General features: G+C 76.0%; 24 protein-coding genes. 9 read left to right on the top strand and 15 right to left on the bottom strand.

Annotated elements, in window-relative coordinates; all coding sequences use genetic code 11:
- Together HL054_RS11615 and HL054_RS11610 are read left to right on the top strand one after the other, a co-directional pair.
- Positions 1-666, top strand: coding sequence for an HAD-IA family hydrolase (locus HL054_RS11615; RefSeq protein ID WP_369139163.1), 666 nt, complete (start codon positions 1-3; stop codon positions 664-666).
- Entirely contained in the window at positions 663-1,304 is a 642-nt protein-coding gene (locus HL054_RS11610; protein WP_369139162.1) for an alpha/beta hydrolase family protein, read from the top strand. The genes HL054_RS11615 and HL054_RS11610 overlap by 4 nt, the downstream gene beginning before the upstream one ends.
- Positions 1,305-1,398: 94 nt before the next feature.
- Here the strand turns inward: HL054_RS11610 and HL054_RS11605 are convergent, their stop codons facing one another.
- From HL054_RS11605 to HL054_RS11580, 6 genes are all read right to left on the bottom strand, one after another.
- Positions 1,399-2,463 carry an SRPBCC family protein gene (locus tag HL054_RS11605; RefSeq protein ID WP_369139161.1) on the bottom strand — a complete coding sequence of 355 codons (1,065 nt, stop codon included), beginning with the start codon at positions 2,461-2,463 and terminating at the stop codon, positions 1,399-1,401.
- Between the two features lie 229 nt (positions 2,464-2,692).
- Positions 2,693-3,556, bottom strand: coding sequence for an FAD binding domain-containing protein (locus HL054_RS11600; protein ID WP_369139160.1), 864 nt, complete (start codon positions 3,554-3,556; stop codon positions 2,693-2,695).
- A gap of 31 nt (positions 3,557-3,587) precedes the next feature.
- On the bottom strand, positions 3,588-6,083 hold the full coding sequence (locus tag HL054_RS11595) for a xanthine dehydrogenase family protein molybdopterin-binding subunit (protein WP_369139159.1): 2,496 nt from the start codon (positions 6,081-6,083) through the stop codon (positions 3,588-3,590).
- The gene (locus HL054_RS11590; RefSeq protein WP_369139158.1) at positions 6,080-6,634 is read right to left on the bottom strand and encodes a (2Fe-2S)-binding protein; all 555 of its coding nucleotides are present in this window, start codon (positions 6,632-6,634) and stop codon (positions 6,080-6,082) included. Before HL054_RS11590 ends, HL054_RS11595 begins: the two co-directional genes overlap by 4 nt.
- 228 nt (positions 6,635-6,862) lie before the next feature.
- Positions 6,863-8,167: a GAF domain-containing protein gene (locus HL054_RS11585; protein ID WP_369139157.1), complete on the bottom strand. Its 1,305-nt coding sequence runs from the start codon at positions 8,165-8,167 to the stop codon at positions 6,863-6,865.
- A gap of 103 nt (positions 8,168-8,270) precedes the next feature.
- Positions 8,271-9,485 (bottom strand): MFS transporter, encoded by a 1,215-nt coding sequence (locus HL054_RS11580; RefSeq protein WP_369139156.1) that lies wholly within the window; start codon positions 9,483-9,485, stop codon positions 8,271-8,273.
- A gap of 119 nt (positions 9,486-9,604) precedes the next feature.
- Between HL054_RS11580 and HL054_RS11575 the strand changes: the two genes are divergently transcribed.
- On the top strand, positions 9,605-10,375 hold the full coding sequence (locus HL054_RS11575; protein ID WP_369139155.1) for a hypothetical protein: 771 nt from the start codon (positions 9,605-9,607) through the stop codon (positions 10,373-10,375).
- Positions 10,376-10,379: 4 nt separating this feature from the next.
- Here HL054_RS11575 and HL054_RS11570 read toward each other — a convergent pair whose 3' ends face one another.
- Entirely contained in the window at positions 10,380-11,270 is an 891-nt protein-coding gene (locus HL054_RS11570) for an ABC transporter permease (protein WP_369139154.1), read from the bottom strand.
- Positions 11,267-12,256 carry an ATP-binding cassette domain-containing protein gene (locus HL054_RS11565; RefSeq protein ID WP_369139153.1) on the bottom strand — a complete coding sequence of 330 codons (990 nt, stop codon included), beginning with the start codon at positions 12,254-12,256 and terminating at the stop codon, positions 11,267-11,269. The genes HL054_RS11570 and HL054_RS11565 overlap by 4 nt, the downstream gene beginning before the upstream one ends.
- Positions 12,257-12,303: 47 nt before the next feature.
- Between HL054_RS11565 and HL054_RS11560 the strand changes: the two genes are divergently transcribed.
- Entirely contained in the window at positions 12,304-12,969 is a 666-nt protein-coding gene (locus HL054_RS11560) for a TetR/AcrR family transcriptional regulator C-terminal domain-containing protein (protein ID WP_369139691.1), read from the top strand.
- Between the two features lie 91 nt (positions 12,970-13,060).
- Here HL054_RS11560 and HL054_RS11555 read toward each other — a convergent pair whose 3' ends face one another.
- A complete protein-coding gene (locus HL054_RS11555) occupies positions 13,061-13,954 on the bottom strand; it encodes a LysR family transcriptional regulator (protein WP_369139152.1) in 894 nt (297 codons plus the stop codon).
- A gap of 71 nt (positions 13,955-14,025) precedes the next feature.
- On the opposite strand from HL054_RS11555, the gene HL054_RS11550 reads away from it, so the two are divergent.
- Positions 14,026-14,955 (top strand): EamA family transporter, encoded by a 930-nt coding sequence (locus HL054_RS11550; protein ID WP_369139151.1) that lies wholly within the window; start codon positions 14,026-14,028, stop codon positions 14,953-14,955.
- 6 nt (positions 14,956-14,961) lie between these two features.
- Here the strand turns inward: HL054_RS11550 and HL054_RS11545 are convergent, their stop codons facing one another.
- Positions 14,962-16,266 carry a multidrug effflux MFS transporter gene (locus HL054_RS11545; RefSeq protein WP_369139150.1) on the bottom strand — a complete coding sequence of 435 codons (1,305 nt, stop codon included), beginning with the start codon at positions 16,264-16,266 and terminating at the stop codon, positions 14,962-14,964.
- 167 nt (positions 16,267-16,433) lie between these two features.
- On the opposite strand from HL054_RS11545, the gene HL054_RS11540 reads away from it, so the two are divergent.
- Positions 16,434-17,039, top strand: a complete 606-nt coding sequence (locus HL054_RS11540) for a dihydrofolate reductase family protein (RefSeq protein WP_369139149.1) — start codon at positions 16,434-16,436, stop codon at positions 17,037-17,039.
- On the opposite strand, the gene mftF is transcribed toward HL054_RS11540, so the two are convergent.
- The 4 genes from mftF to HL054_RS11520 form a co-directional block, all read right to left on the bottom strand.
- Positions 17,021-18,481 (bottom strand): mycofactocin biosynthesis glycosyltransferase MftF, encoded by a 1,461-nt coding sequence (mftF, locus tag HL054_RS11535; RefSeq protein WP_369139148.1) that lies wholly within the window; start codon positions 18,479-18,481, stop codon positions 17,021-17,023. The genes HL054_RS11540 and mftF overlap by 19 nt on opposite strands.
- Positions 18,478-19,014 (bottom strand): cysteine hydrolase family protein, encoded by a 537-nt coding sequence (locus HL054_RS11530; RefSeq protein WP_369139147.1) that lies wholly within the window; start codon positions 19,012-19,014, stop codon positions 18,478-18,480. The genes mftF and HL054_RS11530 overlap by 4 nt, the downstream gene beginning before the upstream one ends.
- Positions 19,011-20,477, bottom strand: a complete 1,467-nt coding sequence (locus HL054_RS11525) for a purine-cytosine permease family protein (protein WP_369139146.1) — start codon at positions 20,475-20,477, stop codon at positions 19,011-19,013. The genes HL054_RS11530 and HL054_RS11525 overlap by 4 nt, the downstream gene beginning before the upstream one ends.
- 147 nt (positions 20,478-20,624) lie before the next feature.
- Positions 20,625-20,876, bottom strand: coding sequence for a type B 50S ribosomal protein L31 (locus HL054_RS11520; protein WP_369139145.1), 252 nt, complete (start codon positions 20,874-20,876; stop codon positions 20,625-20,627).
- 387 nt (positions 20,877-21,263) lie between these two features.
- Here HL054_RS11520 and HL054_RS11515 point away from each other — a divergent pair, with 387 nt between their 5' ends.
- Both HL054_RS11515 and HL054_RS11510 read left to right on the top strand, forming a co-directional pair.
- Complete coding sequence (locus HL054_RS11515; RefSeq protein ID WP_369139144.1) at positions 21,264-22,271, top strand: iron-siderophore ABC transporter substrate-binding protein; 1,008 nt, start codon at positions 21,264-21,266, stop codon at positions 22,269-22,271.
- 46 nt (positions 22,272-22,317) lie between these two features.
- The gene (locus HL054_RS11510) at positions 22,318-23,334 is read left to right on the top strand and encodes an iron-siderophore ABC transporter substrate-binding protein (RefSeq protein WP_369139143.1); all 1,017 of its coding nucleotides are present in this window, start codon (positions 22,318-22,320) and stop codon (positions 23,332-23,334) included.
- A gap of 18 nt (positions 23,335-23,352) precedes the next feature.
- Here HL054_RS11510 and mftE read toward each other — a convergent pair whose 3' ends face one another.
- On the bottom strand, positions 23,353-24,048 hold the full coding sequence (gene mftE, locus HL054_RS11505; protein ID WP_369139142.1) for a mycofactocin biosynthesis peptidyl-dipeptidase MftE: 696 nt from the start codon (positions 24,046-24,048) through the stop codon (positions 23,353-23,355).
- A gap of 181 nt (positions 24,049-24,229) precedes the next feature.
- Between mftE and HL054_RS11500 the strand changes: the two genes are divergently transcribed.
- Complete coding sequence (locus HL054_RS11500; RefSeq protein ID WP_369139141.1) at positions 24,230-24,622, top strand: VOC family protein; 393 nt, start codon at positions 24,230-24,232, stop codon at positions 24,620-24,622.
- The last annotated feature ends 169 nt before the right edge of the window (positions 24,623-24,791 follow it).

Here is a 24,791-nt window from a genome sequence, read left to right as displayed (position 1 = left end):
GTGCGGGCCCGGCCGGACGTCGTCGCCTTCGACGTCAACGAGACGCTGCTGGACCTGGCGCCGGTGCGCGCCACGCTGGTCGAGCTCGGTGAGCCCGCCGAGCTGCTGCCCACCGTGTTCGGCCGCACCCTGCTGCTCGGCATCGCCGGGCAGGCGGCCGGCACCTGGTGCCGCTTCCGCGCGGCGTTCGAGACCGCGCTCGCCCAGCTGACCGAGCTGTCGGCGGCCGAGCGCGGCACGGTCGCCGACGCCTTCCTCGAGCTGTCCCCGCACCCGGACGTCGAGCCCGCGCTGCGCCGGCTGACCGCGGCCGGCGTCCGGGCCGTCACCCTCACCCACGGCTCCCCCGGCGTCGCCGAGGCCGGGCTCTCCCGCGGTGGGGTGACCCCGCTGGTCGAGCGCTGCCTGACCACCGAGTCGATCCGCACCTGGAAGCCGGACCGGGCGGCGTACCTGTGGGCGGCCGGCGTCTGCGACGTCCCGCCGGAGCGGATGGCGCTGGTCGCCGTCCACTCCTGGGACGTGCACGGCGCCCAGCAGGCCGGGCTCACCGGCGGCTGGGCGGCCCGGGCCGAGGGCAGCTGGGCCGAGGTCCACCCCGCGCCGCACGTCCAGGGCAGCACCCTGGTCGAGGTCGTCGACGGGCTGCTCGACCTGCCCGCGTGAGCGCTGCGCTGCTCGAGGTGCCCACCCCGCTCGGCCCGGCCCGGGTGCACCGGCACGACCCGGACGGCGCGGCCACCGGCACCGACGGCGCGGTCGCCGGCACCCTGGTGCTGGGGCACGGCGCCGGTGGCGGGGTGGACTCCGCCGACCTGGCCGCGCTCGCGGCGGCCGGGCCCGCGGCGGGCTGGCGGGTGCTGCTGGTGGAGCAGCCGTGGAAGGTGGCCGGCAGGCGCATCGCCCCGGCGCCCGCCCGGCTGGACGAGGGCTGGACGGCGGTGCTGGCCGGGCTGCGGCCCGACTGGCTGAGCGGACCGCTGGTGCTGGGCGGCCGCAGCGCCGGTGCCCGGGTGGCCTGCCGCACGTCGACGTCCGAGGGCGCGGCGGGGGTGCTGGCGCTGGCGTTCCCGCTGCACCCGCCGGGGCGGCCGGAGAAGAGCCGGGCCGCCGAGCTGCACCAGGTGCGGGTGCCGCTGCTGGTCGTGCAGGGGGCCACCGACGCGTTCGGCGGCCCGGCCGAGGTGCGGCAGGCGCTGGCCGGGCACGCGGGCACCGTCGCCGCCGTCCCGGGCGACCACGGGCTGAAGAAGGACCCCGCGGCCGTGGCGGGCGCTGCCGTCGACTGGTTGCGCAGCCTCTGACCGCCCCGTCCTACCGCAGCAGAGGCCGTCCTCCCGCACCGACGTTGCTGCGGGGGGACGGCCTTTGATCAGGTCACCTGATCAACGCCGGGGCTCAGCGGTTGCGGCGGCGGAGCAGCAGGGCGATGAGCACCAGCAGGACGCCCGCGCCGGCCGCCGGGGCCGCGAACCGGGTGAACGCCGCACCGCCGGCCACCTCGAGCAGGTCGATCGGCTCGGGCTCCACCGGGTTGAGCTGACGCGGCGCCGCGGCCGGCGTGCTCTTGGCCGGACCACCGCCGGCGGGCCGGTTCGGCGGGGCCGTGGTGCCGCTCGGCGGCTGGCTCGGGGCCTTCTTCGCCGCGCCGATCGGCGTGGTGGTCGCCTTCGCGGGCGGCACGGTCGGGTCCGGCACGGCCGCGGTGGCCTTGGCCGGCGCCGCCTTCGCGGGGGTGGCCTTGGTCGGGGTCGCCGGGGCGCCCTCCGGGGAGCTGACCGCGCTGCTCTCGGCCGAGGCGGCGGAGTCCGCGGCGGCGGCCGCGGCCTTCTTGGCCGCACCGGCCGCCTTCTTCACCGGCTCCGGACCGCTCTCCAGCGACGCGGCCGTCTCCTCGGCGACGCCGGCGGTGGTCGCGGCGACCTTGGCGGCCGCGGCGCTCGCCGACCCGGCCACGGTGGGCTCCTGGGACTGCGCGGCGGCGGCGGTGTCCACGACGTCGGCGTCCAGGCCGGCGTCACCGCTGGCCAGCTGGGCGGAGAGCCGGTCGGCGAACTGGCCGAGCAGCTTGTTGCCGACGTCGGTCATCACGCCGCGGCCGAACTGCGCCGGACGGCCGGTGATGTTGAGGTCGGTGAGCACGTCGACCCGGGTGACGCTGCCCTCGCTCGCCAGCGTCGCGGTGACGATGGCGGCGGCGGTGCCGTTGCCCCGCTGGTCCTTGCCGCGGGCGTCGATGACCGCCTTGTGGGCGGCCTCGTCGCGCTCGATGAAGGACGCCTTGCCCTGGTAGGTGAGGTTGATCGGGCCGAGCTTGACCTTCACCCGGCCGGTGAAGTCGTCGCCGGTGACCGAGTCCAGCGCCGCCCCCGGCATGCAGGGGGCGATGCGCTCGACGTCCATGAGCACCCGCCAGGCCTCGTCGATGGGGACCGGCACGGTGAACGAGTTCTCCAGCTGCACTGCAGGAACCTCCGAGTGTGTGCGGCCCGGGCGCCACCCCGGAGGGGTGGCGGCTCCAGCGCTGCGCCGGGCCGGGACGTGCGGTGACCAGGCCGGTCGTGGCGACGCTACCGCCCCCGCCACCGGGCCTGGACGCCCATCCGATCACGCCGGTGCCGACGGCGCAGGTGGGGAGTGCGGCGGCGCGCCGGACCGGTCGTGACGGACCGGTCCGGCGCACCGCTCGCGGCTAGAGCCCCGCGGCGGCGGTGAGCGCCCGCCGGGTGAGCACCTGGGCCAGGTGCTGCCGGTAGTCGGCCTGCGCGTTGAGGTCAGCGCTCGGGCTGGTGCCCTCGGCCGCCTGGGCGGCGGCCGCGGTGACCGTCTCCAGGCTGACGTCGACGCCGACCAGCGCCGCCTCGGTGGCACCGGCCCGCAGCGGGGTCGGCCCCATGTTCGTCAGCCCGATCCGCGCCTCGGCGATCCGGCCGCCCTCCCGCCGCACCGCCGCGGCGACCGCCACGATCGACCAGGCCTGGGCGACCCGGTTGAACTTCTCGTAGCGGAACCCCCAGCCGTCGTCCGCGGCGAGCTTGGGCAGGCGGATCTCGACCAGCAGCTCCCCCTCCTCCATCGCGGTGGTCAGGTAGTCGACGAAGAACTCCGCGGCCGGCACCGTCCGCCGGCCCGAGGTCCCGGCGACCACGAACTCGGCGTCCAGCGCGAGGGCCACCGCCGGCAGGTCACCGGCCGGGTCGGCGTGCGCCAGGGCGCCGCCGAAGGTGCCGCGGCGGCGGACCTGCCGGTCGGCCACCGTCTCCGTCGCCTGCACCACGAGCTGCCCGTAGCGGGCCAGCAGCGGGTCGGCGAGGACGTCGGCGTGGGTGGTCATCGCCCCCACGACCAGCTGGTCGCCCTCCTCCCGCACACCGCGCAGCTCGTGCACCCGGGTCAGGTCGACGACCAGTTCCGGGGCGGCCAGCCGCAGCCTCATCACCGGGATCAGCGACTGCCCACCGGCCATGATCTTGACGTCGTCCCCACCCTCGGCGATCGCCTGCAGGGCCTCGTCGACCGTGGTGGGCCGCGAGTACGCGAACGCGGCGGGGATCATGGCGTCTCTCCTTCGTCGTCGAGCCGGGGGGTCACTGCTGGTCTCCTTCGGTGGCGGAGGCGGCCGCCGCCTCGCTGGAGGAGGCGCCCTGCGCGTTGGTGCCGGCGGTGGCGCGGTCGCCACCGTCCCCGCCCTGGTGGATGGCCCGCCAGACCCGCTCCGGGGTCAGCGGCATCCGGATGTCGGACACGCCCAGGTGCCGGACGGCGTCCAGCGCGGCGTTGACCACGGCCGGGGTGCTGGCGATGCAGCCGGCCTCCCCGACCCCCTTGGCGCCGATCGGGTTGCCCGGGGCCGCGTGCACCGTGTTGCCGGTGTCGAAGTGCGGCAGGTCGGCGGCGGAGGGGACCAGGTAGTCGACGAAGCTGCCGGTGGTCAGGTTGCCCTCGGCGTCGTAGACGGCCTCCTCGTACAGCGCCTGGGCGATCCCCTGGGCCAGCCCGCCGTGCACCTGCCCCTCGACGATGAGCGGGTTCACGATCGTGCCGACGTCGTCCACGCAGGCGTACTTGCGGATCTTCACGAACCCGGTCTCGGTGTCCACCTCCATGGCGCAGACGTGGGTGCCGTGCGGGAACGAGAAGTTGTCCGGGTCGTAGGTGGCGTCCGCGTCGATCGAGGGCTCCACACCCTCGGGGAAGTTGTGCGACGCGAACGTGGCCAGCGCGATCTCCTGGATGGAGACCTCGGAGCCGGGCGTGCCCCGGACGGAGAAGGTCCCCCCGGTGAACTCGAGGTCGTCCTCGCTGGCCTCCAGCAGGTGCGCGGCGACCGTGCGCGCCTTCTGCACGACCTTCTCCGCGGCGTTCACCACGGCCACGCCACCGACGACCAGCGACCGGGACCCGTAGGTGTCCAGCCCGCGCGAGGAGACCGCGGTGTCGCCGTGCAGCACCTCGACGTCCTCGAACGGCACCCCGAGGCGGTCGGCGACGAGCTGGCTCCACGCCGTCTCGTGGCCCTGCCCGTGCGGTGTCGACCCGGTGACCACCTCGACCTTGCCGGTGGGCAGCATCCGGATGGAGGCGTGCTCCCACCCGCCCGCGCCGTAGGACAGCGAGCCCAGCACCCGGGAGGGGGCCAGCCCGCACATCTCGGTGAAGGTGGAGAAGCCGATGCCCAGCTGCACCGGGTCGCCCGACTCCCGGCGGCGCCGCTGCTCGGCCCGCAGCTCGTCGTAGCCCACCAGCTCCAGCGCCTGCTGGGTGGCGGCCTCGTAGTCACCGCTGTCGTACGTCATGCCGGCCGAGGTGGTGAAGGGGAACTCCTCGGCCCCGATCCAGTTCTTCCGCCGCAGCTCCAGCGGGTCCATGCCCAGCTCGACGGCGAGCTCGTCCATGATCCGCTCGACGGCGAAGGTCGCCTCGGGCCGGCCCGCGCCGCGGTAGGCGTCGGTGGGCACCTTGTTGGTGAAGATCCCGTCGGCCTCGAACCGGTAGGCCGGGAACTTGTAGATGCCGCCGAACATGAAGGCCCCGAGCACCGGCACGCCGGGGCTGACCAGGCGCAGGTAGGCGCCCATGTCGGCCAGGATCCGGCAGCGGAGACCCTTGACGTTGCCCTCGCGGTCGGCGGCGATGTCGATGTACTGGATCTGGTCGCGGCCGTGGTGGGCGGTCATCAGCGACTCGCTGCGGGTCTCGGTCCACTTGACCGGCCGGCCCAGCCGGCGGGCCACCAGCAGGGTCAGCACCTCCTCCGGGGTGACCTGCAGCTTCCCGCCGAACCCGCCGCCGACGTCCGGGGCGATGACCCGGAGCTTGTGCTCCGGGACGCCGGTGACCATCGCCAGCATGAGCCGCAGGATGTGCGGGATCTGGGTGGAGGACCACAGCGTGTAGTTGTCGCCCGAGGGCTGCACGACCACCGAGCGCGGTTCCATGAACGCCGGGATGAGCCGCTGCTGGACGAACCGCCGGCTCACCACCACCTGGGCGTCGGCGAAGGCCTGCTCGGTGTCGTCGGCGACGCCGTTCTCGCCGCCGTCGAAGACGAAGTGGAAGCTGGTGTTGGAGTCGATGTGGTCGTGGACGAGAGCGGCGCCCTCGGCGATCGCCTCCTCCATGTCCAGCACCACCGGCAGCGGCTCGTAGTCGATGTCGATGGCCTCGAGCGCGTCCGCGGCGGCCGTCTTGCTGCGGGCGACGACGACCGCCACCGCCTCGCCGACGTGGTTCACCGAGTCGACGGCGATGGACGGGTGCCCGGGGTTGACCATCTCCGGCGTGACGGGCCAGGCGCAGGGCAGCGAGCCCTGCTCGTCGGCGAAGTCGGCGCCGGTGTAGACGGCGACGACGTTGGGCCGCTCCTTGGCCGCGCTCACGTCCAGGTGGCTGATCCGGCCGTGCGCCACGGGGCTGCGCAGCACGGAGATGTGCAGCATCCCGGGCACGACCATGTTGTCGGTCCACGTCGTCTTGCCGGTGATCAGCCGCGCGTCCTCCTTGCGGAGGCGGGCGCGGCCCACCTCCTTGGCCGGGCCCGGGTCGACGACGTCGGTGGTGGCGGGGTCCTCGGTGAGCGTCATGCCTGGACCACCACGTGCTCGGCGGCGGCGGTGTCCACGACGGCCGGCGCGGCGTCCGGGTCGCCGGGCGCCTGCCCGCGCATCTCGGCCGCGGCCTGCTGCACGGCCCGCACGATGTTCTGGTAGCCGGTGCAGCGGCAGAGGTTGCCCTCGATGCCCTCGCGGACCTCGGTCTCGGTCGGGTCCGGGTTCTCCTTGAGCAGGTCGATCGAGGCCATGATCATCCCGGGCGTGCAGTAGCCGCACTGCAGGCCGTGCATCTCGTGGAAGGCCCGCTGCACCGGGTGCAGGGTCGCGCCGGGCCCCTCGCCGTGCGCGATGCCCTCGATCGTGGTGACCTGGCTGCCGTCGGCCTGGACGGCGAGCACCGTGCAGGACTTCACCGCCTGGCCGTCCAGGTGCACGGTGCACGCGCCGCAGTTGCTGGTGTCGCAACCGACGACCGTGCCGACCTTGCCGAGCTGCTCCCTCAGGTAGTGCACCAGCAGGGTCCTGGGTTCGACGTCGTCGCTGTACGACGCCCCGTCGACGCGCACGTTGATCTGGGTCACGGGTCCTCCGCTTCGTTGCATCGGCTGTGCACCGCGGTCGACCCGCGGGTCCGTCGGCAGTCTGACGCGTGGGACGTGAGTTAGGCCACACTCAGTTGCCCGGGCGCGGCCTTCGTTCCGCAGAAGCGGTCGGGACCAGCCCTGGGGACCCGCGTCCACGGCACCAGAGGGCGTCCCCGTGCCGCAGCTCCGTGTCCCGGCAACGTTGCAGTGCGTTGCAGGGCCGGGTCAGCGGTGCCGGGGCGCGGCGTCCCGGCTGCGCAGCCGCTGCACCCGGGCGGCGGCGGCGGCACGCCGGGGGCCCGGCGGCAGCACGGCCAGGCACGCCTGCCACGTCGCGAGGTCCTCGGCCGCCTCGGGGAGTGCGCCGTACCGGAGCAGCAGGTCCGGGCGCCCGCCGCCCAGCACCGCCCCCCGCAGCTCGTCGGCCAGCCGGGCCCGGGCCGCCCGCACGCCCGGCGCCTGCGACCCCGGCAGCAGCGGCCCGGCGTAGGTGTCCAGCGCCTCGGCCACCGCACCCCGCGCGGTCAGCGCGCGCACGTCCCCGGCGTCGCTGCGCACGGGGCCGAGCAGCCGGTAGGGCCGGGACCCGACCACGCGGTCGCCGACCAGCCGGCGCAGCCGCGAGAGCTCGGCGCGGACGGTCACCGCGGCGGAGTCGGCGCCGTGCAGCTCGGCCGCCAGCTGCTCCGCCGTCCGGCCGGTGCCGGCCGTCGCCGCCTCGGCGAGCAGCACCAGCAGCTCCGAGTGGCGCAGCGACAGCTCGAGCGCCCCGGCCGGGGTGGTCAGCCGCGCGCGGTCCCGGCCCAGCACCTGCAGCACCGGCGGCGCGCCGTCCGGCGCGGGGCCGCGGGGCACGGCGCGCTCCCGGTGCAGCCAGCGCAGCTCCGCCTCGGCCGCCGCAGCGGTGGCCCGGACCAGGGTGAGCACGTGCGGGCTGGCCACGTGGTCGCCGCCGGTGACGTCGATGGCGCCGAGCAGCGCCCCGGTGGACGGGTCGTGCACCGGGGCCGCCGAGCAGCTCCAGGGCTGGACCGGACGCCGGAAGTGCTCGCCGCCGTAGATCTGGACGGCGTGGTCGAGGGCCAGCGCCGTGCCCGGGGCGTTGGTGCCGGCGTCCGCCTCGGACCACGAGGCGCCCTCGACGAAGTGCATCGTGGCGGCCCGGTCGCGCAGCCGGGAGTCGCCCTCCACCCAGAGCATCCGGCCGGCGGCGTCGGTGACCGCCACGATCATCCGGTCGACCTCCGCATCGGCCACCAGGAGCCGGCGGACGACCGGCATGACCGCCGCCAGCGGGTGCGCGTCGCGGTGCGCGGCGAGGTCGTCGTCCAGCAGGTCGACCGGCGGGGAGGCGCCGTCGGGGTCGACGCCGCTGCGCAGCGACCGCCGCCAGGAGTCCCAGACCACCGGGCGCACCTGGGTGCGGGCGGGGGCATCGGCCCGGGTGACCAGCGCCTCGTGGGCCAGCCGCAGCCGCCGGGCGAGCACCGGGCTCGGCCCGCCGCCGGGGAGGGCCAGCCACGGGTTCACCGCCGGCACGGTGCGCGGTCCCCGGGGCTGAGGGTCATGGTCGCCCCATCGTGACCGCTGTCACGTGATCGCGCCAGCAGGTCGCGCACCCGCTGGGGCGGGCTCAGGCCGCGGCGAGCTCCCGGCGGCGCAGCACCGCCGACACCAGCAGGAACCCCAGGCCGAGCACGGCCAGGCCGACCCCGACCGCGCTGGGCGCCCGGTAACCCCAGCCGGCGGCGATCACCAGCCCGCCCAGCCACGCCCCGAGCGCGTTGGCGGCGTTGAGCGCGGAGTGGTTCAGCGCGGCCCCCAGCAGCTGCGCGTCCCCGGCGACCTCCATCAGCCGCAGCTGCAGGAGCACCACCATCGTGGAGGCGGCCGCGGCGATGGCGAACACGGTCGCGGTCAGCGAGACGGCGTTGCCGGCCGCGACCGTCATCAGCGCCAGGAGCAGCCCGACGGCCACCGTGGCGCCCACCAGCGACCGGAACAGCGCCCGGTCGGCCAGCCGGCCGCCCAGCGCCATGCCCAGCACCCCACCGACCCCGTAGGCGAAGAGCACCACCGGGACGAAGCCCGCCGGCCGGCCGGCCTCCTCGGTGACCGTCGGGGCGATGTAGCTGTACATGGCGAACATGCCGCCGAAGCCGACGGTGGCGACCAGCAGGGTGAGCACCACCTGCGGCCGGCGGAGCGCGGCCAGCTCGGAGCGGATGGTCGCCTCCGAGCGGCCGGGCGTCGACGGGACGGCGGTGAGCACGGCCAGCACGGTCACCGCGCCGGCCACCACGACCGCCCAGTACGCCGACCGCCAGCCCAGGTGCTGGCCGAGCCAGGTGGCCGCGGGCACCCCGGCGACGTTGGCGACTGCCAGCCCGAGCATCACCGAGCTGACCGCCCGGCCACGCAGCCCGTCGGGCACCAGCGAGGCGGCGATGAGGGAGGCGACGCCGAAGTAGGCCCCGTGCGGCAGCCCGGCCACGAACCGGGCCAGTACGAGCGTGCCGAAACCGGGGGCCAGCGCGCTCAGCACGTTGCCGACGACGAACGCCGCCATCAGCGCCATCGCCAGCGGCCGGCGGGGCAGCCGGGCGCTCAGCGCGGCGATCACCGGCGCGCCGACGACGACGCCCAGCGCGTAGGCCGACACCAGGTGCCCGGCCGACGGGATGCTCGCGTCGACCCCGTCGGCGATGTCGGGCAGCAGGCCCATCGTGACGAACTCCGTCGTCCCGATGGCGAAGCCGCCGAGGGCGAGGGCGGCGATCGCCACCGCCGCCGTCCGGGTGCTGGGCGCCGGCGGGGCCGGCGTGGTCGTCGGGAGGGCGGCACTCACAGCGACAGCCAAGACGTTGCCCCCCGGGACCATTCCCGCGGGGGTGCGGCCGGCCGGTTCGGCTCCAGGACGGGGCCCCTGGTGCCGATGGTGAGGGGGAGACCGGGGAGGGGGCTGCCGTGGCCGAACGGATCCGACGCGCGCCGGGCGACCGCCCCGCGGCCCGCCGGCGTGCCCCGGCCCGCCGCCGCCGGGACCACACCCGCTGGCTCGTGCCGCTGCTGGCGGTCACCGCCGGCGCCGTGGTGCTCGTCCCCCAGCTGACCCCGGTGGTCGTCGACGCGACCGCCGCCACCGGCACGCTCACCGCCGCCCCGGCCGAGCCCACCCCGACGGCCCAGCCCACCCCGACGCCCGCGCCCACGACCGAGCCGCCGCCCGCGCTGGCCGCGGCCCAGGGGGTCGACACCCTCGACGACGTCGTGGCGTCCCCCGCCTCGGTGGCCGCCGAGGGCGGGCTCGCGGTGCCGCAGCCGCCGCGGCCCGGGCGGGTCACGATCATGCCGAACGCCGCGATCGGCACGGCCCCGCAGTACCGCCAGCGGCCGGACGCCTGCGGCGGCGGGGGCACCACCCCGCGCCGGATGGTGCCCGGCGTCGTCGCGGGCCCCGGTCAGGCGACGCTGGACTGGATGGCCGACGCCCGGCCCGAGGTGCTCGGCTACCGGGTGCAGGCGGTGAGCCAGCGGCTGGTCGGCGGGGAGCAGCTCGCCCCGGTCGTGCAGACCGCCGCCCAGCCCGAGGGGTGCGTGCCGGTGAGCGTCACGGTCACCGGCCTGGTCTCCGGCGAGCCCTACGTGTTCTGGCTCGAGGAGCAGGTGACCAGCGCCAGCACCGGCGTCGTCCGGCTGGTGCAGGTCGGCACCACCGCGGCCGTCGTCATCGGCTGACCCCTCACTCCGTCCGGGCGAACAGCCGCGCGGCCAGCCCGACCAGGGCGAGCGTGATCACCGCGACGGTGAGCAGCTGGACGCCGACCGGCACCTCCCAGCCGGCCCAGGTGAGCGCCGGCAGCAGCCGCGCCCGCTCGCCGGCGCTGAGGTCGAGGTGGCCGAGCACCAGCTCGCGCATCGGCTGCACCACGTAGGTGAGCGGGTTGAGCCGGGTGACCACGCTGAGCCAGGCCGGCAGCCCGCCCAGCGGGAAGAGCGAGCCGGACAGGAACATCATCGGCGTGATCAGCAGCTGCAGCATCGGCATCGCGCCCTGGATGGTCGTGATCCGGGTGGAGAGCAGCACGCCCAGCGCGGTGAGGAACAGCGAGCCGAGGAACAGGCAGCCGACCAGCTCGAGGAGCAGCACTGGGTCGTAGGGGATGCCCACGGTGCCGACCAGCGCGAGCAGCACCAGGCTCTGCCCGGTCGCGACGACCGCCCCGCCCAGGCACTTCCCCCAGATGATCGAGGCCCGGGAGATCGGCGCGACCATCATCTCGCGCAGGAAGCCGAACTCGCGGTCCCACACCAGCGAGACCCCGGCGAACGCGGCGGTGAAGAGCACCGAGGTGGCCAGCACGCCCGGGAAGAGGAACGTCTGGAAGCTCAGGTCGCCGCCGGTGTCGACGATGCTGCCCAGCCCGACGCCCATCACGAAGATGAACAGCAGCGGCTGGAGCAGCATCGAGGCCATCCGCGCCCGGTCGGTGCGGAAGCGCAGCAGCTCGCGGCGGGTGACGACCCAGGTGGCCCGGGCGTGGTGGGCGAGGTCGCTGCGCACCACGGTGAGCGGCACGGGCTGCGGGCGCGCCGTCGCCGTCCGGTCGGTGGTCGTCGGGTCGGTGCTCACCGGGCGCCCACCCGTCCGGCGCCCGGCCGGGGCCCCTCGGAGTCGCGGATGGTGCGGCCGGTGTAGGTCAGGAAGACGTCGTCCAGGCTGGGCCGGGTGACCGTCACCGCGAGGATGTGCACGTCCAGCTCGGTGAACAACCTCGGGACGACGTGCGCCCCCTCGGCCACGGCGAGGGTCACCTGCCCCTCGTGGACGCCGGCCTCGACGCCCAGCCGCTCGCGGATCCGGGCGATGGCCAGCTCGTCGTCGTCGGTGCGCAGCGCGATCCGGTCGGTGCCCACGCTGGACTTGAGCGCCTCGGGGGTGTCCTCCACGACGACCTGGCCGTGGTCCATGATCGCGATCCGGTCGCAGTGCTCGGCCTCGTCCATGTAGTGCGTGGTGACGAAGACGGTGATCTCGGTGCGCTGCCGCAGCTCGCGCAGGTAGTCCCAGATGGCGGCGCGGGTCTGCGGGTCCAGGCCGATGGTCGGCTCGTCGAGGAAGAGCACCTGCGGGGCGTGCACCAGGCCGCGGGCGATCTCCAGCCGGCGCTTCATCCCGCCGGAGAACCGCAGCACCGGGTCCCGACGGCGGTCGGTGAGCGCCACCATCTCCAGCACCTCGCCGATCCGCCGGTCGGCGTCGGCGCGGGAGAGGCCGTAGAGGTCGGCGTGGAACCGCAGGTTCTGCTCGGCGGTGAGCTGCTGGTCCAGCGTCTGCTGCTGGAAGACCAGCCCGATCCGGCGGCGGACCTCGGTGCGCTGCCGGACGACGTCGAAGCCGGCCACCCGGGCCGTGCCCGAGGTGGGGTTCCGGATGGTGCACAGCATCTCGATGGTGGTCGACTTCCCCGCGCCGTTGGGCCCGAGGAAGCCGTAGGTCTGCCCGGCCTCGACGCGCAGGTCGATGCCGCGGACCGCCTCGACCGGGGCGTCGCCGCCCGGGTAGCGCTTGGTCAGCCCGACGACCTCGATGGCGGGCTCTCTAACGGTGTTAGACACGGCCGTCACCGTCCTCTACCACCGTTAGGCTGTCAAGGGTGACGTCGATGCGAGCGCCGGTGACCCGGGAGGCGATCGTGGCCGCCGCCCTGGAGCTGCTGACCGAGGACGGACTGGAGGGCGTCTCCTTCCGGCGGATCGCCGGCCGGCTCGGGGTGTCGGCGCCGACGCTGTACTGGCACGTCGACAGCAAGCGGCAGCTGATGGACCTGATGGCCGACGAGCTGCTGCACCGCACCGGCCCCGCGTACGCCGGGCCGGCCCCGGGCCAGCCGTGGTGGGAGTGGCTGCGGGCCGACGCGCAGCGCATGTTCTCCGCCCTGGTCGCCACCCGGGACGCCCCCCGGGTGCTGGCCGGCAACCGGCCCAGCCCGGAGGGCTTCGCCGGCATCGAGCGGGTGCTGGGGGTGCTGGTCGAGGCCGGGATGACGCCGGGCCAGGCCCAGCAGACGCTGTTCGCCATCGGCGCCTACGTGATCGGCAGCGCCACCGAGTGGCAGGCCGAGGAGGACCGTCAGCGCACCCAGCCGCTGCCCGACCCGGACGACGCCGCGGCGAACGCCCTGCGGGCCGAGGTGCTCGCCGACCAGCCGCTGCTGTCGGCCGCCATCCGGGAGCTGCTGCACCGGCCGCACCAGGCGGCCTTCGAGTACGGCCTGGACCTGCTCGTCGACGGCCTGCGCGCCCGGCACGCCGGTCCCCCGCCGTCCTGAGGCCCGTCGGCCCCGCCGTCCTGAGGCCCGTCGGCCCCGCCGTCCTGAGGCCCGTCGGCCCCGCCGTCCTGAGGCCCGCCGGCCCCGCGGGTCAGAGGGCCGCGGCCAGCGCCACCAGCTCGTCGAGCACCCGGCGGACCACCAGCCGCTCGGCGTGGTCCGGGCGCACCAGGGCGTCGATCCGCCGGCCGGCCCGGACCCCGGCCAGCGGCACCAGGCGCACCCCGGGTTGCCGGCCCGCGGTGTGGCGGGGCAGCAGCGAGATGCCGTGCCCGGCGGCGACCAGCGCCTCGGCCACGTTGAAGTCGTTGATCCGGTGCGCGATCCGCGGCTCGGCACCCGAGCCCGCCGCGACGGCGTCCAGCAGCTGGGCGACCGGGAAGCCCACCCGCACCGCGATCCAGTCCTCGTCGACCAGCTCCGCCGGCCGCACCTCGGCCTGCCCGGCCAGCCGGTGGCCCACCGGCACCGCGACGTCGAGGGCCTCGCGGAGCAGCGGCACCACGCGCAGGCCGGTGTCCCGCCAGGCCGCGTCGCCGTCGGGCCGGTGGGCGATCACCACGTCGACCCGGTCGGTGAGCGCCGGGAAGTCGGCCTGCGCGACGTCCTCGTCCGAGCACTCCAGGGTCACACCGTCCAGCCGGGCGACCCGGTCCAGCAGCCCGGGCAGCAGCAGCTGGGCCGCGCTCTGGAAGGCCGACACCCGCACCGTGCCGGCCGGCCGCCCGGCGAAGGCCGCGCAGGCCGAGCGGGCCCGCTCCACCGCCACCGCGACGTCGACGGCGGCCTCCGCCAGCGCCTGGCCGGCGAGGGTGAGCCGGAGGCCGCGGCCCACCCGCTCGGTGAGCGGCACGCCCATCTCCCGGGTCAGCGCGGCGACCTGCTGGGACACCGCGGACGGCGTCAGGTGCAGCACCGCGGCGGCCGCGGTGACACCGCCCTGGCGGTGCACGGCCCGCAGGGTCTCCAGTGCTCGGACGTCCATGAAGCAACGCTACAAGGTCGGCGTCCGAACGATCGATGGTGCTGGAGCGTCCGGCCGACCACGCTGGCGGCATGCCACCCCGTGACCGGCTCCTCGCCGCGCTCGTCGCCATCCTGTGGGGACTGAACTTCCCGGCGATCCACCTGTCGCTCGAGCAGTTCCCGCCGTTCTTCCTGGTGGCCCTGCGGTTCCTGCTGCTCGCCGTGCCGACCGTGCTCCTCGTGCCGCGGCCCGGCGTCCCGTGGCGGTGGGTGCTGGGCTACGGCGCCGGGTTCGGCGTGCTCCAGTTCCTCTTCCTCTACCTGGCCCTGGACCGCGGGATGCCACCGGGTCTGGCCTCGCTGGTGCTGCAGTCCTCCGCCCCGTTCACCGTCGTGCTGGCCGCGGTGCTGCTGCGCGAGCGGCTCAGCGGCCGGCATGCGGCCGGCGTCGCCCTGGCCGTGGCCGGGCTCGGCGGCATCGCCGTGCACCGGGCCGGGCTGGGCGAGGGCGCGTACCTGCTGCCGGTCGTGCTCACCCTGTGCGGCGGGCTCGGGTGGGCGCTGGGCAACCTGGCCAGCCGTCAGGCGCGGGCGCCGCAGCCGCTGCGGCTCACGCTCTGGATGACCGTCGTGCCGCCGCTGCCGATGCTGGCGGTGTCGCTGCTGGCGGAGGGGCCCGACCGGATCGGCACGTCGCTGACCACGCTGGGCACCGCCCGCGGCGCGCTCGCCCTCGCCGGGCTGGCGTTCACCGTGCTGGCCGCCACCGTGGTCGGGTCGGGCATCTGGACGACGCTGATGAGCCGGCACCCGTCGAGCACGGTGGCGCCGTTCTCGATGCTGGTGCCGGTGGTCGGCGTCGGGGCGTCCTGGCTGGTGCTCGGCGAGCGGGTGTACCCCACCGAGCTGGCCTGCGGGGTGGTCGTGGTGGCCGGCGTGCTGCTCAGCAGCACCCGGCCCCGGCGGCGGCCGGCGGGCGCCCCTGCCGGACCGCCCCTGGTCGCCGCCGGGCGGACCTGACCGGGGTCAGTGCGCGGCGACCGGCGCGGCGTCGGGGTCGGCGAGCTCCCACGGCCGGACGACGGTCACCAGGACGGCGAGGGCCAGCGCGAGCGAGCCCACGATGACCGTGCCCATGGCGACGGCGTCGTTGCCGAGCAGCCCGACCAGCGGGGACACCGCGGCGCCCACGCCGAACTGCACCGCGCCGAGCATGGCCGCGGCGGTGCCGGCGTTGTCGCCGTGCCGGGACAGCGCGAGCGCCGGGCCGTTGGGCAGCGCGAGGCCGCAGGCGAACAGCACGGCCCAGAGCGGGACCGCCACCGCGAGCAGCCCGCCGGTGCCGGTGAGGGCGAGCACGAGCAGCAGCACCCCGGCGGCCCCGCCGGCCGCGGTGCCGGACACCAGCAGCTGGGCCGGGGAGAACCGGCGGAGCAGCACCGGGTTGAGCTGGGTGGCGGCGATCAGCCAGAACGCGCCGGCGCCGAAGAGCAGGCCGAACTGCTGCTCGTCCAGGCCGAACTCGTCCTGGTAGACGAACGACGAACCGGAGACGTAGGCGAACAGCCCGGCCATGGTCAGCCCGGCGACCAGCACCAGCCCGACGTAGGTGCGGTCGCGGAGCAGCGCGCGGTACCCGCGCAGCGTGCCGCCGACCCCGCTGCTGCTGCGCCGCTCCGGCGGCAGCGTCTCGCGCAGCGCGAGGGAGCCGACCGCCAGCAGCACCAGGCCGTAGCCGGCGAGGACGACGAAGATCCCGCGCCACGAGGTGAACCGCAGCAGCTCGCCACCGATGGTCGGCGCCAGCACGGGCGCGGCACCGATGACCAGGAACAGCCGGGACAGCATGGTCGCGGCCGCGCGGCCGTCGAACAGGTCGCGCACGACGGCGATGGCGATGACCGCACCGGCCGCGGCGCCCACGCCCTGCAGCACCCGCAGCACACCGAGCACGGCGACGTTCGGCGCGAGCAGCACCAGCAGCGAGGCGACGACGTGCAGCACGGTGCCGGCGATCAGCGGCCGCCGGCGCCCGAGGGCGTCCGACAGCGGCCCGAGCACCAGCTGCCCGAGGCCGAGCCCGAGCAGGGTGCCGGTCAGGGTGAGCTGGACGGCGGCCGACGTCGTCCCCAGCTCGGTCGTGATCGTCGGCAGCGCCGGCAGGTACATGTCGATGGTCAGCGGCCCGAGCGCCACGAAGACGCCGAGGGTCAGCGCGGTGCGGGTGGTGCGCGGCCGGGCCGGCCGCGGGTCGGGCAGCGTCGCGCCGGTGGGCGACGGGCTGCCGGCGCGCGCCGCCGAGGCGGCGCGGCGGTCCTGGACGGTGGTCATGGGTCCCCCTGGTGGAGCGGTGGTGCGGGGCCCACGCTGGCCGTTACCGCGGTACGGGGAGGGACAAGGCGGCACGGCCCCGGCTCATTCCACCCGCGCGCGGAGTTCACCCCGCCGTCACCTGCGGGCGACCGATGAGCGGCGCCCCGCCCGGCGGTCCTGGGTGCATGAGCCGGACGACGTGCCACGTGACCATCTCCCTCGACGGCTGCCTCGCCGGGCCCCGGCAGACCCGGGAGGAGCCGCTCGGCGCCGGCGGCGAACGGCTGCACGAGTGGGTGTTCGCCGACGAGCCGCTGCCCGCCGCGGACGCCGCCGCCCGCGCCGACCTGCTGCGACCGCGCGGTGCGTTCGTCATGGGCCGCAACATGTTCGGCCCGGTGCGCGGGCCGTGGGACGAGGACTGGCGCGGCTGGTGGGGGGACGAGCCGCCGTACCACGCACCGGTGTTCGTCCTGACCCACCACCCGCGGGACCCGGTCGAGATGGCCGGCGGGACGACGTTCGTCTTCGTGACCGAGGGGTTCGACGCGGCCTTCGCGCAGGCACGCGCGGCGGCCGGCGACGCCGAGGTGACCGTGGCCGGCGGCGCCTCGACGGTGCGGCAGGCACTGGCGGCGGGCGTGGTCGACGAACTGGTGCTGGACGTCGCCCCCGTCCTGCTGGGCGCCGGTGAGCGCCTGTTCGACGGCGTCGCCGACCCCGGGCTCACCCAGCTGGAGGTCACCTCCTCCCCGCGCGTCACCCACGTCCGCTACCGGGTCGGCCGCTGACCCGTCCCCGGCTGCTGGATCGGCGGTGGGGCGACCGGCCGGAGGGCCGCACCCGAGCGGGCCCGCACCGCCCCGAGCCAGAGCCCGGCGCCGTACCCCAGGTCCTCCAGCCGGCGGCCGGCGGCGAAGGTGGCCAGGCCGACCTCCTGCCGGTGCGGCCACCAGCCGTCGGTGGCGTCCGCGACCGCGATCGCGGCGACCAGCCGCCGCGCCTTCCGGGACGCCACCGCGGCGGCCAGGGCCAGCGGCCAGTGGTGCCGGGTCACCGCCCGGGCCAGCGTGCGCCCGGAGGCCGTCGTCCCGCGCAGCACCAGGGACGCCGCCAGCCCGTACGGCGGCCGGCTCCCCGGCGCGCCCAGCCGTCGCGCGAGCTGCACCGAGGCGGTGCCGAGCACCCCACCGGCGGCGGCGAGGCCCAGCGGCCGCCCGGTCAGCGCCAGCGCCCACGCCGCCGCGGACCACGGCGAGAGGACGACCGGGGCGACCGCCGGCCCGTGCCGCTGGGCCAGCAGCGCCGCGCCGGTGCCGTAGAAGGCGCGGCGGCGCAGCCAGTCCCCCGGCGCGACCCGGTGGTCGTGGGCGACCTGCGCGGCCGGCTCGTACCGCACCCGCCAGCCGGCTGCGGCGAGCCGCCAGACCAGGTCGACGTCCTCGGCGACCTGCATCGACTCGTCGAAGCCGTCGCCGAGCGCCGCCCGGCGGGCCAGCAGCGCGGCGCTGGGCACGTAGGACACCGCGGTCAGCGGGGCGACCCGGGTGGCCACCGGCCCCATGTCCAGCGCGCTGGTGACCGCCTCGTAGCGGGCGACCCAGCTGCTGCCGGCGTCGCCGTCCAACGCGGTGATCCGCGGGGCGACCAGGGCCACCCGGGGGTCGGCGAGGTGGCCGGCCAGCCGCGCCAGCCAGCCGGGCGCCGGCACGCAGTCGGAGTCGAGGAAGGCGACCAGCTCGGTGCCGGCCACCCGGAGCCCGGCGTTCCGGGCCGCCGCCGGCCCGCGGGCCCGCTCGTGCCGCAGCAGCCGCGTGCCCGCGGCCACCGCCGCGACCTCGGCCGGTGCCGCGGAACCGTCGTCGACGACGACCACGGGGCACCCCGCCGTCCCCGGGTCGGCGCGCAGCGCGGCCAGCAGCCGGGTCAGGCCGTCGGTGCGGTCCTTGACCGGGACGATGACCGTCACCACGGGGACCGGCGCCGCCAGGGACACCTCGGGGTCGGCGATGCCGGTGTCCAGCAGCCGGGCGGCCAGCGCGGCGGTGCGCGCGTCGGTCACCTCGACCCGGCCGTCCCGGAGCAGCGGGCGGGCGGCCGGGCTGAGCCGCAGCTGCCGGAACGGGGAGCCGCCGAGCAGCGTCGTCCCGCCGTCGCGCTGCCGGGTGGCCGGGGCGAGCCGGACGACGAAGCCGTCGGGCAGCCGGTCCGGCGGTGGCGGGCTGGTCGTCACGGACCGGCGAGCACCGCGTCGGTGGTGGTCAGCGTGACCAGTGGCGCGTAGAGCCCCATCGCGGCGAGCGCCCGCTCGTGGTCGGCGTCGCTCGCCCCCGCGCAGGCGTCGGTGACCACGTGCACCGGCACCCCGGCGTCCGCGGCGGGGAGCGCCGTGGAGAGCACGCAGCAGTCGGTGGAGACGCCGGCGAGCACCAGCGGGCCCTCGCCGACCAGCGCCGCCAGCTCCGGGCCCCACTTGCCGAAGGTGGTCGCGGTGAGGACCGGTCCCTCACCCGGGTCGTCGACCAGCGCGTACAGCGGTGCGTCCGGCGGCTGGAGCGCGAAGGGGAACTCCGCGTAGTAGGGCACCCAGGCGCCCGCCGGCTCGGCCGGGGCGACGAACCGGGTGTGCACCACCCGGCCGGGGAACGCCGCGGTCAGCCGGCGGATCGCGGGGTGCACCTCGGCGAAGCGGGGCACGCCCCACGGGGAGTCGGCGTCGGCGAAGACGTGCTGGACGTCGACGACCACGAGCACGCCGGCGGTCATCCCGCCTCCTGCCGGCGGACGGCCCCGCGGCGGAGCACCGCGGTGCCGACGAAGCCCACGGCGAGCGCGACCAGCACGCCGAGGTTGGCGAACGCCCAGTCGCCCTCCCGGCCGCCCAGTCCGAGCGGCTCCAGCAGGTAGCCCTGCCAGCTCAGCCAGCCGGCGTAGGTGTTGGTGACCAGGCCCCAGCCGAGCACCGTGCCCAGCACCAGGAGCAGCAGCGGCACCGGCGGCACGGAGCCGTAGCGGCCGCGCGGGTCGTAGAGGTCGGGCTCGGCGTAGTCCCGGCGGCGGAGCAGCAGGTCGGCCAGCACCACCCCGCACCAGGCGGCCACCGGCACGCCGAGGGTGATCAGGAAGCCCTGGAACTGGACGAAGAAGTCGCCCTCGGCGAGGAAGACCACCCAGATCGCCCCGAGCACCATCAGCACGCCGTCGACGGAGGCGGCCACCGGGCGGGGGATGCGCACGCCGGCGGCCAGCAACGCCAGCCCGGAGGAGTAGATGTCCAGCAGTGCCCCGCCGACCAGCCCGAGGACGGCGACCAGCGCGAACGGGACGAGGAACCAGGTGGGCAGCAGGGTGGCCAGCGCCCCGATCGGGTCGGCGCTGATGGCGCCGGACAGCTCGCCCGAGGAGCCGGCCAGCAGCAGGCCGACGACCAGCAGCACCACCGGGGCCAGCGCGGACCCGAACGTCGTCCAGCCCACGACGCCGCGGGTGGACGCGCTCCGCGGCAGGTAGCGGGAGTAGTCGGCCGCGGCGTTGACCCAGCCGAAGCCGTACCCGGTCATGACGAACACCAGCGCGCCGATGAACGCCTGGGTCGAGCCGGCCGGCAGGTCGGCGACGCTCCCCCAGTCGACCTCGTCGGCGACCAGCACCAGGTAGACCACGGTCAGCACGCCGGTGACGACGGTGATCACCGTCTGCATCCGCATGATCAGGTCGAAGCCGAGCACGCCGCCGGCGACGACCAGCGCGGCCACCACCAGCAGGGCGACCACCTGGGTCGTCGTCCCGCCGCCCCAGCCGAGCTCGGTGAAGACGGTCGCCGTGGCGAGGGTGGCCAGCGAGGTCAGCACCGTCTCCCAGCCGACGGTGAGCACCCAGGCCAGGACGGCGGGGACCCGGCCGCCGGTGACGCCGAACGCGGCGCGGCTGAGCACCAGCGTGGGCGCCGAACCGCGCTTGCCGGCGATCGCGACGAACCCGCACAGCGCGAAGCTGGCGACGATCCCGACCACGCCGGCCACCACGGCCTGCCAGAAGGAGATGCCGAAGCCGAGGACGAAGGCGCCGTAGGCCAGGCCGAGCACGCTCACGTTGGCGCCGAACCACGGCCAGAACAGCTGCCGCGGGGTGCCCTTGCGCTCGGACTCGGCGATCACGTTGATGCCGTTGGCCTCCACCGCCAGCCGCGGGGTGGGTGCACCCGGCTGCCCCGACACCTGGTGCGCCATCACCGTGCTCCGTCCTCGCCGGCGGGTCCTCGCGCCCCGCTCCCGGTGCGGGACCCTAACCGCGCGCCGGCGGGGCGGGTACGACGACGCCGCCGGCCGCCCCCCTGGTCGGGGAGCCGCCGGCGGCGTCGGGGTGCTGCGGTGGCGTCAGCCGCGGGTGCGGGCGCCGTACCGCTGGTTGAACTTCTCCACCCGGCCGGCGGTGTCCAGCACGCGCTGGTTGCCGGTCCAGAACGGGTGCGAGGAGGAGCTGATCTCGACCGGGACCACGGGCAGCGTCTCGCCGTCCAGCTCGATCGTCCGGGTGGTCTCCACGGTGGAGCGGGTCCGGAAGGTCTCGCCCGTCGAGGTGTCCTGGAACACGACGGTGCGGTACTCGGGGTGGATTCCGGTGCGCATGGCTGGTCCTCTCGACTGCGCGGGACGTCCGCCCCCAGTGGGGCGGGCTGATCGCGTCGGTACGGACAACAAACCGACGCCACCGTTGTTCCCGGCCCGAGCCTTCCCCCCGCGGTTTCGCGCGCCTTCCCCCCGCGGTTTCGCGCGCCTTCCCACGCGCGGTTTCGCGCGCTTTCCCACCCGCGGTCCCGCGCGCCTTCCCACCCGCGGTTTCGCGCGCCTTCCCACCCGCGGTTTCGCGCGCCTTCCCACGCGGGGGAGAGCGCGCGAGAGCGTGGACGGGAGGTGGGTGTGACGAGCGCGACCGCGGGCGGGCGGCCCGGTGACCGAGTCGTGACCGCCCGATGGTTAGGTGAGCCTCACCTGACCCGAGCGAGGAGTGCTGCCTTGTCCCACCGCCCTGCCCTGCGCGGCGCCGTCCTGCTGGCCGCCGCCGTCGTGCTCACCAGCTGCAGCTCCCCCGACGGCGACACAGCCGACGCCGCCGGCCCGGGCAGTTCGGCCGACGCCTTCCCGGTGACCATCGAGCACGCGTTCGGGGAGACCACCCTCGAGGCGGCGCCGGAGCGGGTCGTCACCTGGGGCTTCGGCAGCACCGACGCCGCCCTCGCGCTGGGCGTCGTCCCGGTCGCCATCCCGTTCCAGTCCTACGGCGGTGACGACGAGGGCCTGCTGCCGTGGATCGCCGAGGAGATCGACGAGCTCGGCGTGGCCACCCCCACCGTCCTGCCCGAGGGCGAGGAGGTGCCGTTCGAGGCGATCGCCGCCGCCGACCCGGACGTCGTCCTGGCCAACTACTCCGGCATCACCGCCGAGGACTACGAGACGCTGTCGGCCATCGCGCCGGTCGTCGCGTACCCGGGCGAGGCGTGGACCACCCCGTGGCGCGACGTCGTCACCACCGTCGGCCAGGCGCTGGGCAAGGCGGAGGAGGCCGCGCAGCTCGTCGCCGACACCGAGCGGACGATCGCCGACGCCGCCGCCGAGCACCCCGAGCTGCAGGGGAAGACCGTCGCCGCGGTGTGGGACACCGCCGGCACCTTCTACGTCTACGAGGCCGCCGACCCCCGGGTGGAGTTCCTCACCGACCTGGGCCTGGAGGTCGCGCCGAGCGTCGCGGAGCTGTCCACCGGCGAGTCGACGTTCTACTACACGCTCAGCTACGAGCAGGTCGCCGGCCTGACCAGCGACGTCCTGCTGAGCTACGCCTCCACCCAGCAGGAGGCGGACGCGTTCGCCGCCCAGCCCTTCGCCCGGACGATGCCGCAGGTCGCCGCCGGGCACCATGCCACCCTCGTCGGCGACGAGCTCATCGCCGCCGTCTCCCCGCCCACCGTGCTGTCCATGACGTGGGGCCTGGACGACTACCTGACCGCGCTCTCCGCGGCCGTCTGACCCGCCACCCCGTGACCCGACACCCGTGACCCGACCAGGAGCCCTCATGTCCACCCGTCCCACCCCCCGCGGCACCGCCCTCCGCGGCGCCGCCCTGCTCACGGCCGCGCTCGTGGTCACCGGCTGCGGTTCCGGCAGCGACGACACCGCCGGCAGCGGTGGCGGCGAGGCGTCCGGCCCCGCGTCCTCGGACGCCTTCCCGGTCACCGTGCCGACCGCCTTCGGCGACGTCACCGTCGAGGAGGAGCCCGTCCGGGTGGTCGCCCTCGGCTGGGGCGACGCGGAGACCGCGCTCGCGCTCGGCGTGCAGCCGGTCGGCGCCAGCGACTGGCTGGCGTTCGGCGGCGAGGGCGTCGGCCCGTGGGCCGAGGGCCTGTACGACGAGGCGCCGGAGATCATCGAGACCCTCGAGCCGAGCTACGAGGCGATCGCCGCGCTGCAGCCCGACCTGATCCTGGACACCAAGTCGCCGGCCACCCAGGAGCGCTTCGACACCCTCAGCGAGATCGCGCCGACGATCAGCCAGCCCGAGGGCGCCGACCCGTACCTCACCTCCTCGGCCGACCAGCTGGAGATGGTCGGGCAGGCGCTCGGCAAGGCCGAGGAGGCCGCCGACCTGCAGGCCGAGATCGACCAGGCGTTCACCGACGCCGCCGCCGAGCACCCCGAGTTCGACGGCACCGGGGTGGCCGTGGCCGCCTACAGCTCCGAGGGCTTCGGCGCCTACGTCCGCGGCGACGCCCGGGTCGACTTCATGGAGCAGCTCGGCTTCACCCTCGAGCCGGCCATCCAGGACCTGGCCACCGACAGCTTCTTCGTGTCGGTGAGCGAGGAGCAGCTGCCGCTGCTGGACGCCGGCCTGACCGTGGCGTTCCCGATCTTCGTCGACGCCAGCGAGATCACCGGCAACCCGCTGTGGCAGTCGATCCCCTCGGTGACCGCCGGCAACGCCGTGGTGCTCGACGACGAGACGCTGGCCAGCGCGTTCTCGATCGGCACGCCGCAGGGCATCCAGTACGCCCTGGAGAACGCCGTCCCGCTGTTCGCCGACGCGCTGGCCTGACCCGTCCCGGACGGCTCCTCAGCCGAGGAGCCGCCCGGCGGGGTCCACCCGCCAGCCCACCGCGGCGGTCACCAGCCGGGCACGCAGGTCGGCGAGGACCGCGGCGCCCTCGGCCGCCGAGGCGCCGGCCGGGTCGCCCAGGACGCCGTCCGGGCTGACGCCCCGGACCCCCTCGGCCCGCAGCCGGGGCAGCAGCTCCCCGATCGGCGTGGTGTCCCCCGCGGCCGCGAGCGCCTCGCGGACCACGGCGGGTTCCACGTGCAACATCAGCGAGGTCTCGGTCCGCCCGGCGTGCGCGTCCCCGCCGGGCACGCCGCACGGGAACCAGGCGACGTCCCGGCCCTCGCGCCGCAGCAGCGGCACCGCCGCCCGCAGCGCCTCGAGGTTGCCGCCGTGGCCGTTGACCACCAGCAGCCGGCCCGCCCAGCGGCCGACCGAGCGCCCGTACTCGACCAGCAGCCCGGTGAGCGCCTCGGTGCCCAGCGAGATGGTGCCGGGAAAGCCCTCGTGCTCGCCGCTCGCGCCGTAGGCCAGCGCCGGCGCCAGCACCGCGCCGTCCAGCTGCGGGACGACGTCCTCGGCGACCGCCTGCGCGACCACGGTGTCGGTGGCCAGCGGCAGGTGCCGGCCGTGCTGCTCCACCGACCCCAGCGGGACGACGACCAGCGGCGACCGCCCCTCGAGGTCGGGCCAGGTGGTCTCGGTCAGCCTCACGTCCGGGCACCCTGCCAGACGGGGCGTCGGCGCCGCTGCGGCCGGGCACGACCCGGGCCATGACCACCGACGAGACCCGCGAGGTCGCCGAGCTGCTGCAACGTCCGGCTCTGACGCCCCGGTCCGGGAGCCGCCGCGAAACCCGTGGACGGCGGGGCGCCCCCGGGACCAGGCTCCGGCCATGACCGCCCGCATCTCGCACACCACCGTGGACAGCCGCGACGCCTACGCCCAGTCGGTGTGGTGGTCGGCCGTGCTGGGCCTCGTCGAGGACCCCGACGACCCGAACGAGCCCGGCCACGAGGAGTGCCTGGTGTCGGCGCCGGACGGCGGCCAGCGGCTGCTGTTCATCGAGGTGCCCGACGCGAAGACGGTCAAGAACCGGCTGCACCTGGACCTGGTGCCCGTCGAGGACACCCGGGACACCGAGCTCGAGCGGCTGACCGGGCTGGGCGCCCGGGTGGTCGACGACCTGCGCCGGCCCGACGGCAGCGGCTGGGTGGTGCTGGCCGACCCGGAGGGCAACGAGTTCTGCATCCTGCGCAGCGACGCCGAGCGGGCCGCGGCCGGCTGAGCCGGCCCTCGCAGCAGGCTCACAGCCACCACCCGGGCCGCGTCCAGCCGGCGGGGTGACCGTGGGGGTCCACCCGTTCCCGGAGGCGCCCCGTGCTCACCGTCCTCGTCCTCGTCGTCTTCCTCGCGCTGCTCACCCTCGCCGACGTGCTCCCCGGGCAGTCGGCCGC

Source organism: Modestobacter versicolor, from assembly GCF_041028285.1.
In the GTDB taxonomy this organism is placed as follows: Bacteria; Actinomycetota; Actinomycetes; order Mycobacteriales; family Geodermatophilaceae; genus Modestobacter; species Modestobacter versicolor_A.
This window is presented reverse-complemented; position numbering and strand designations above follow the sequence as displayed.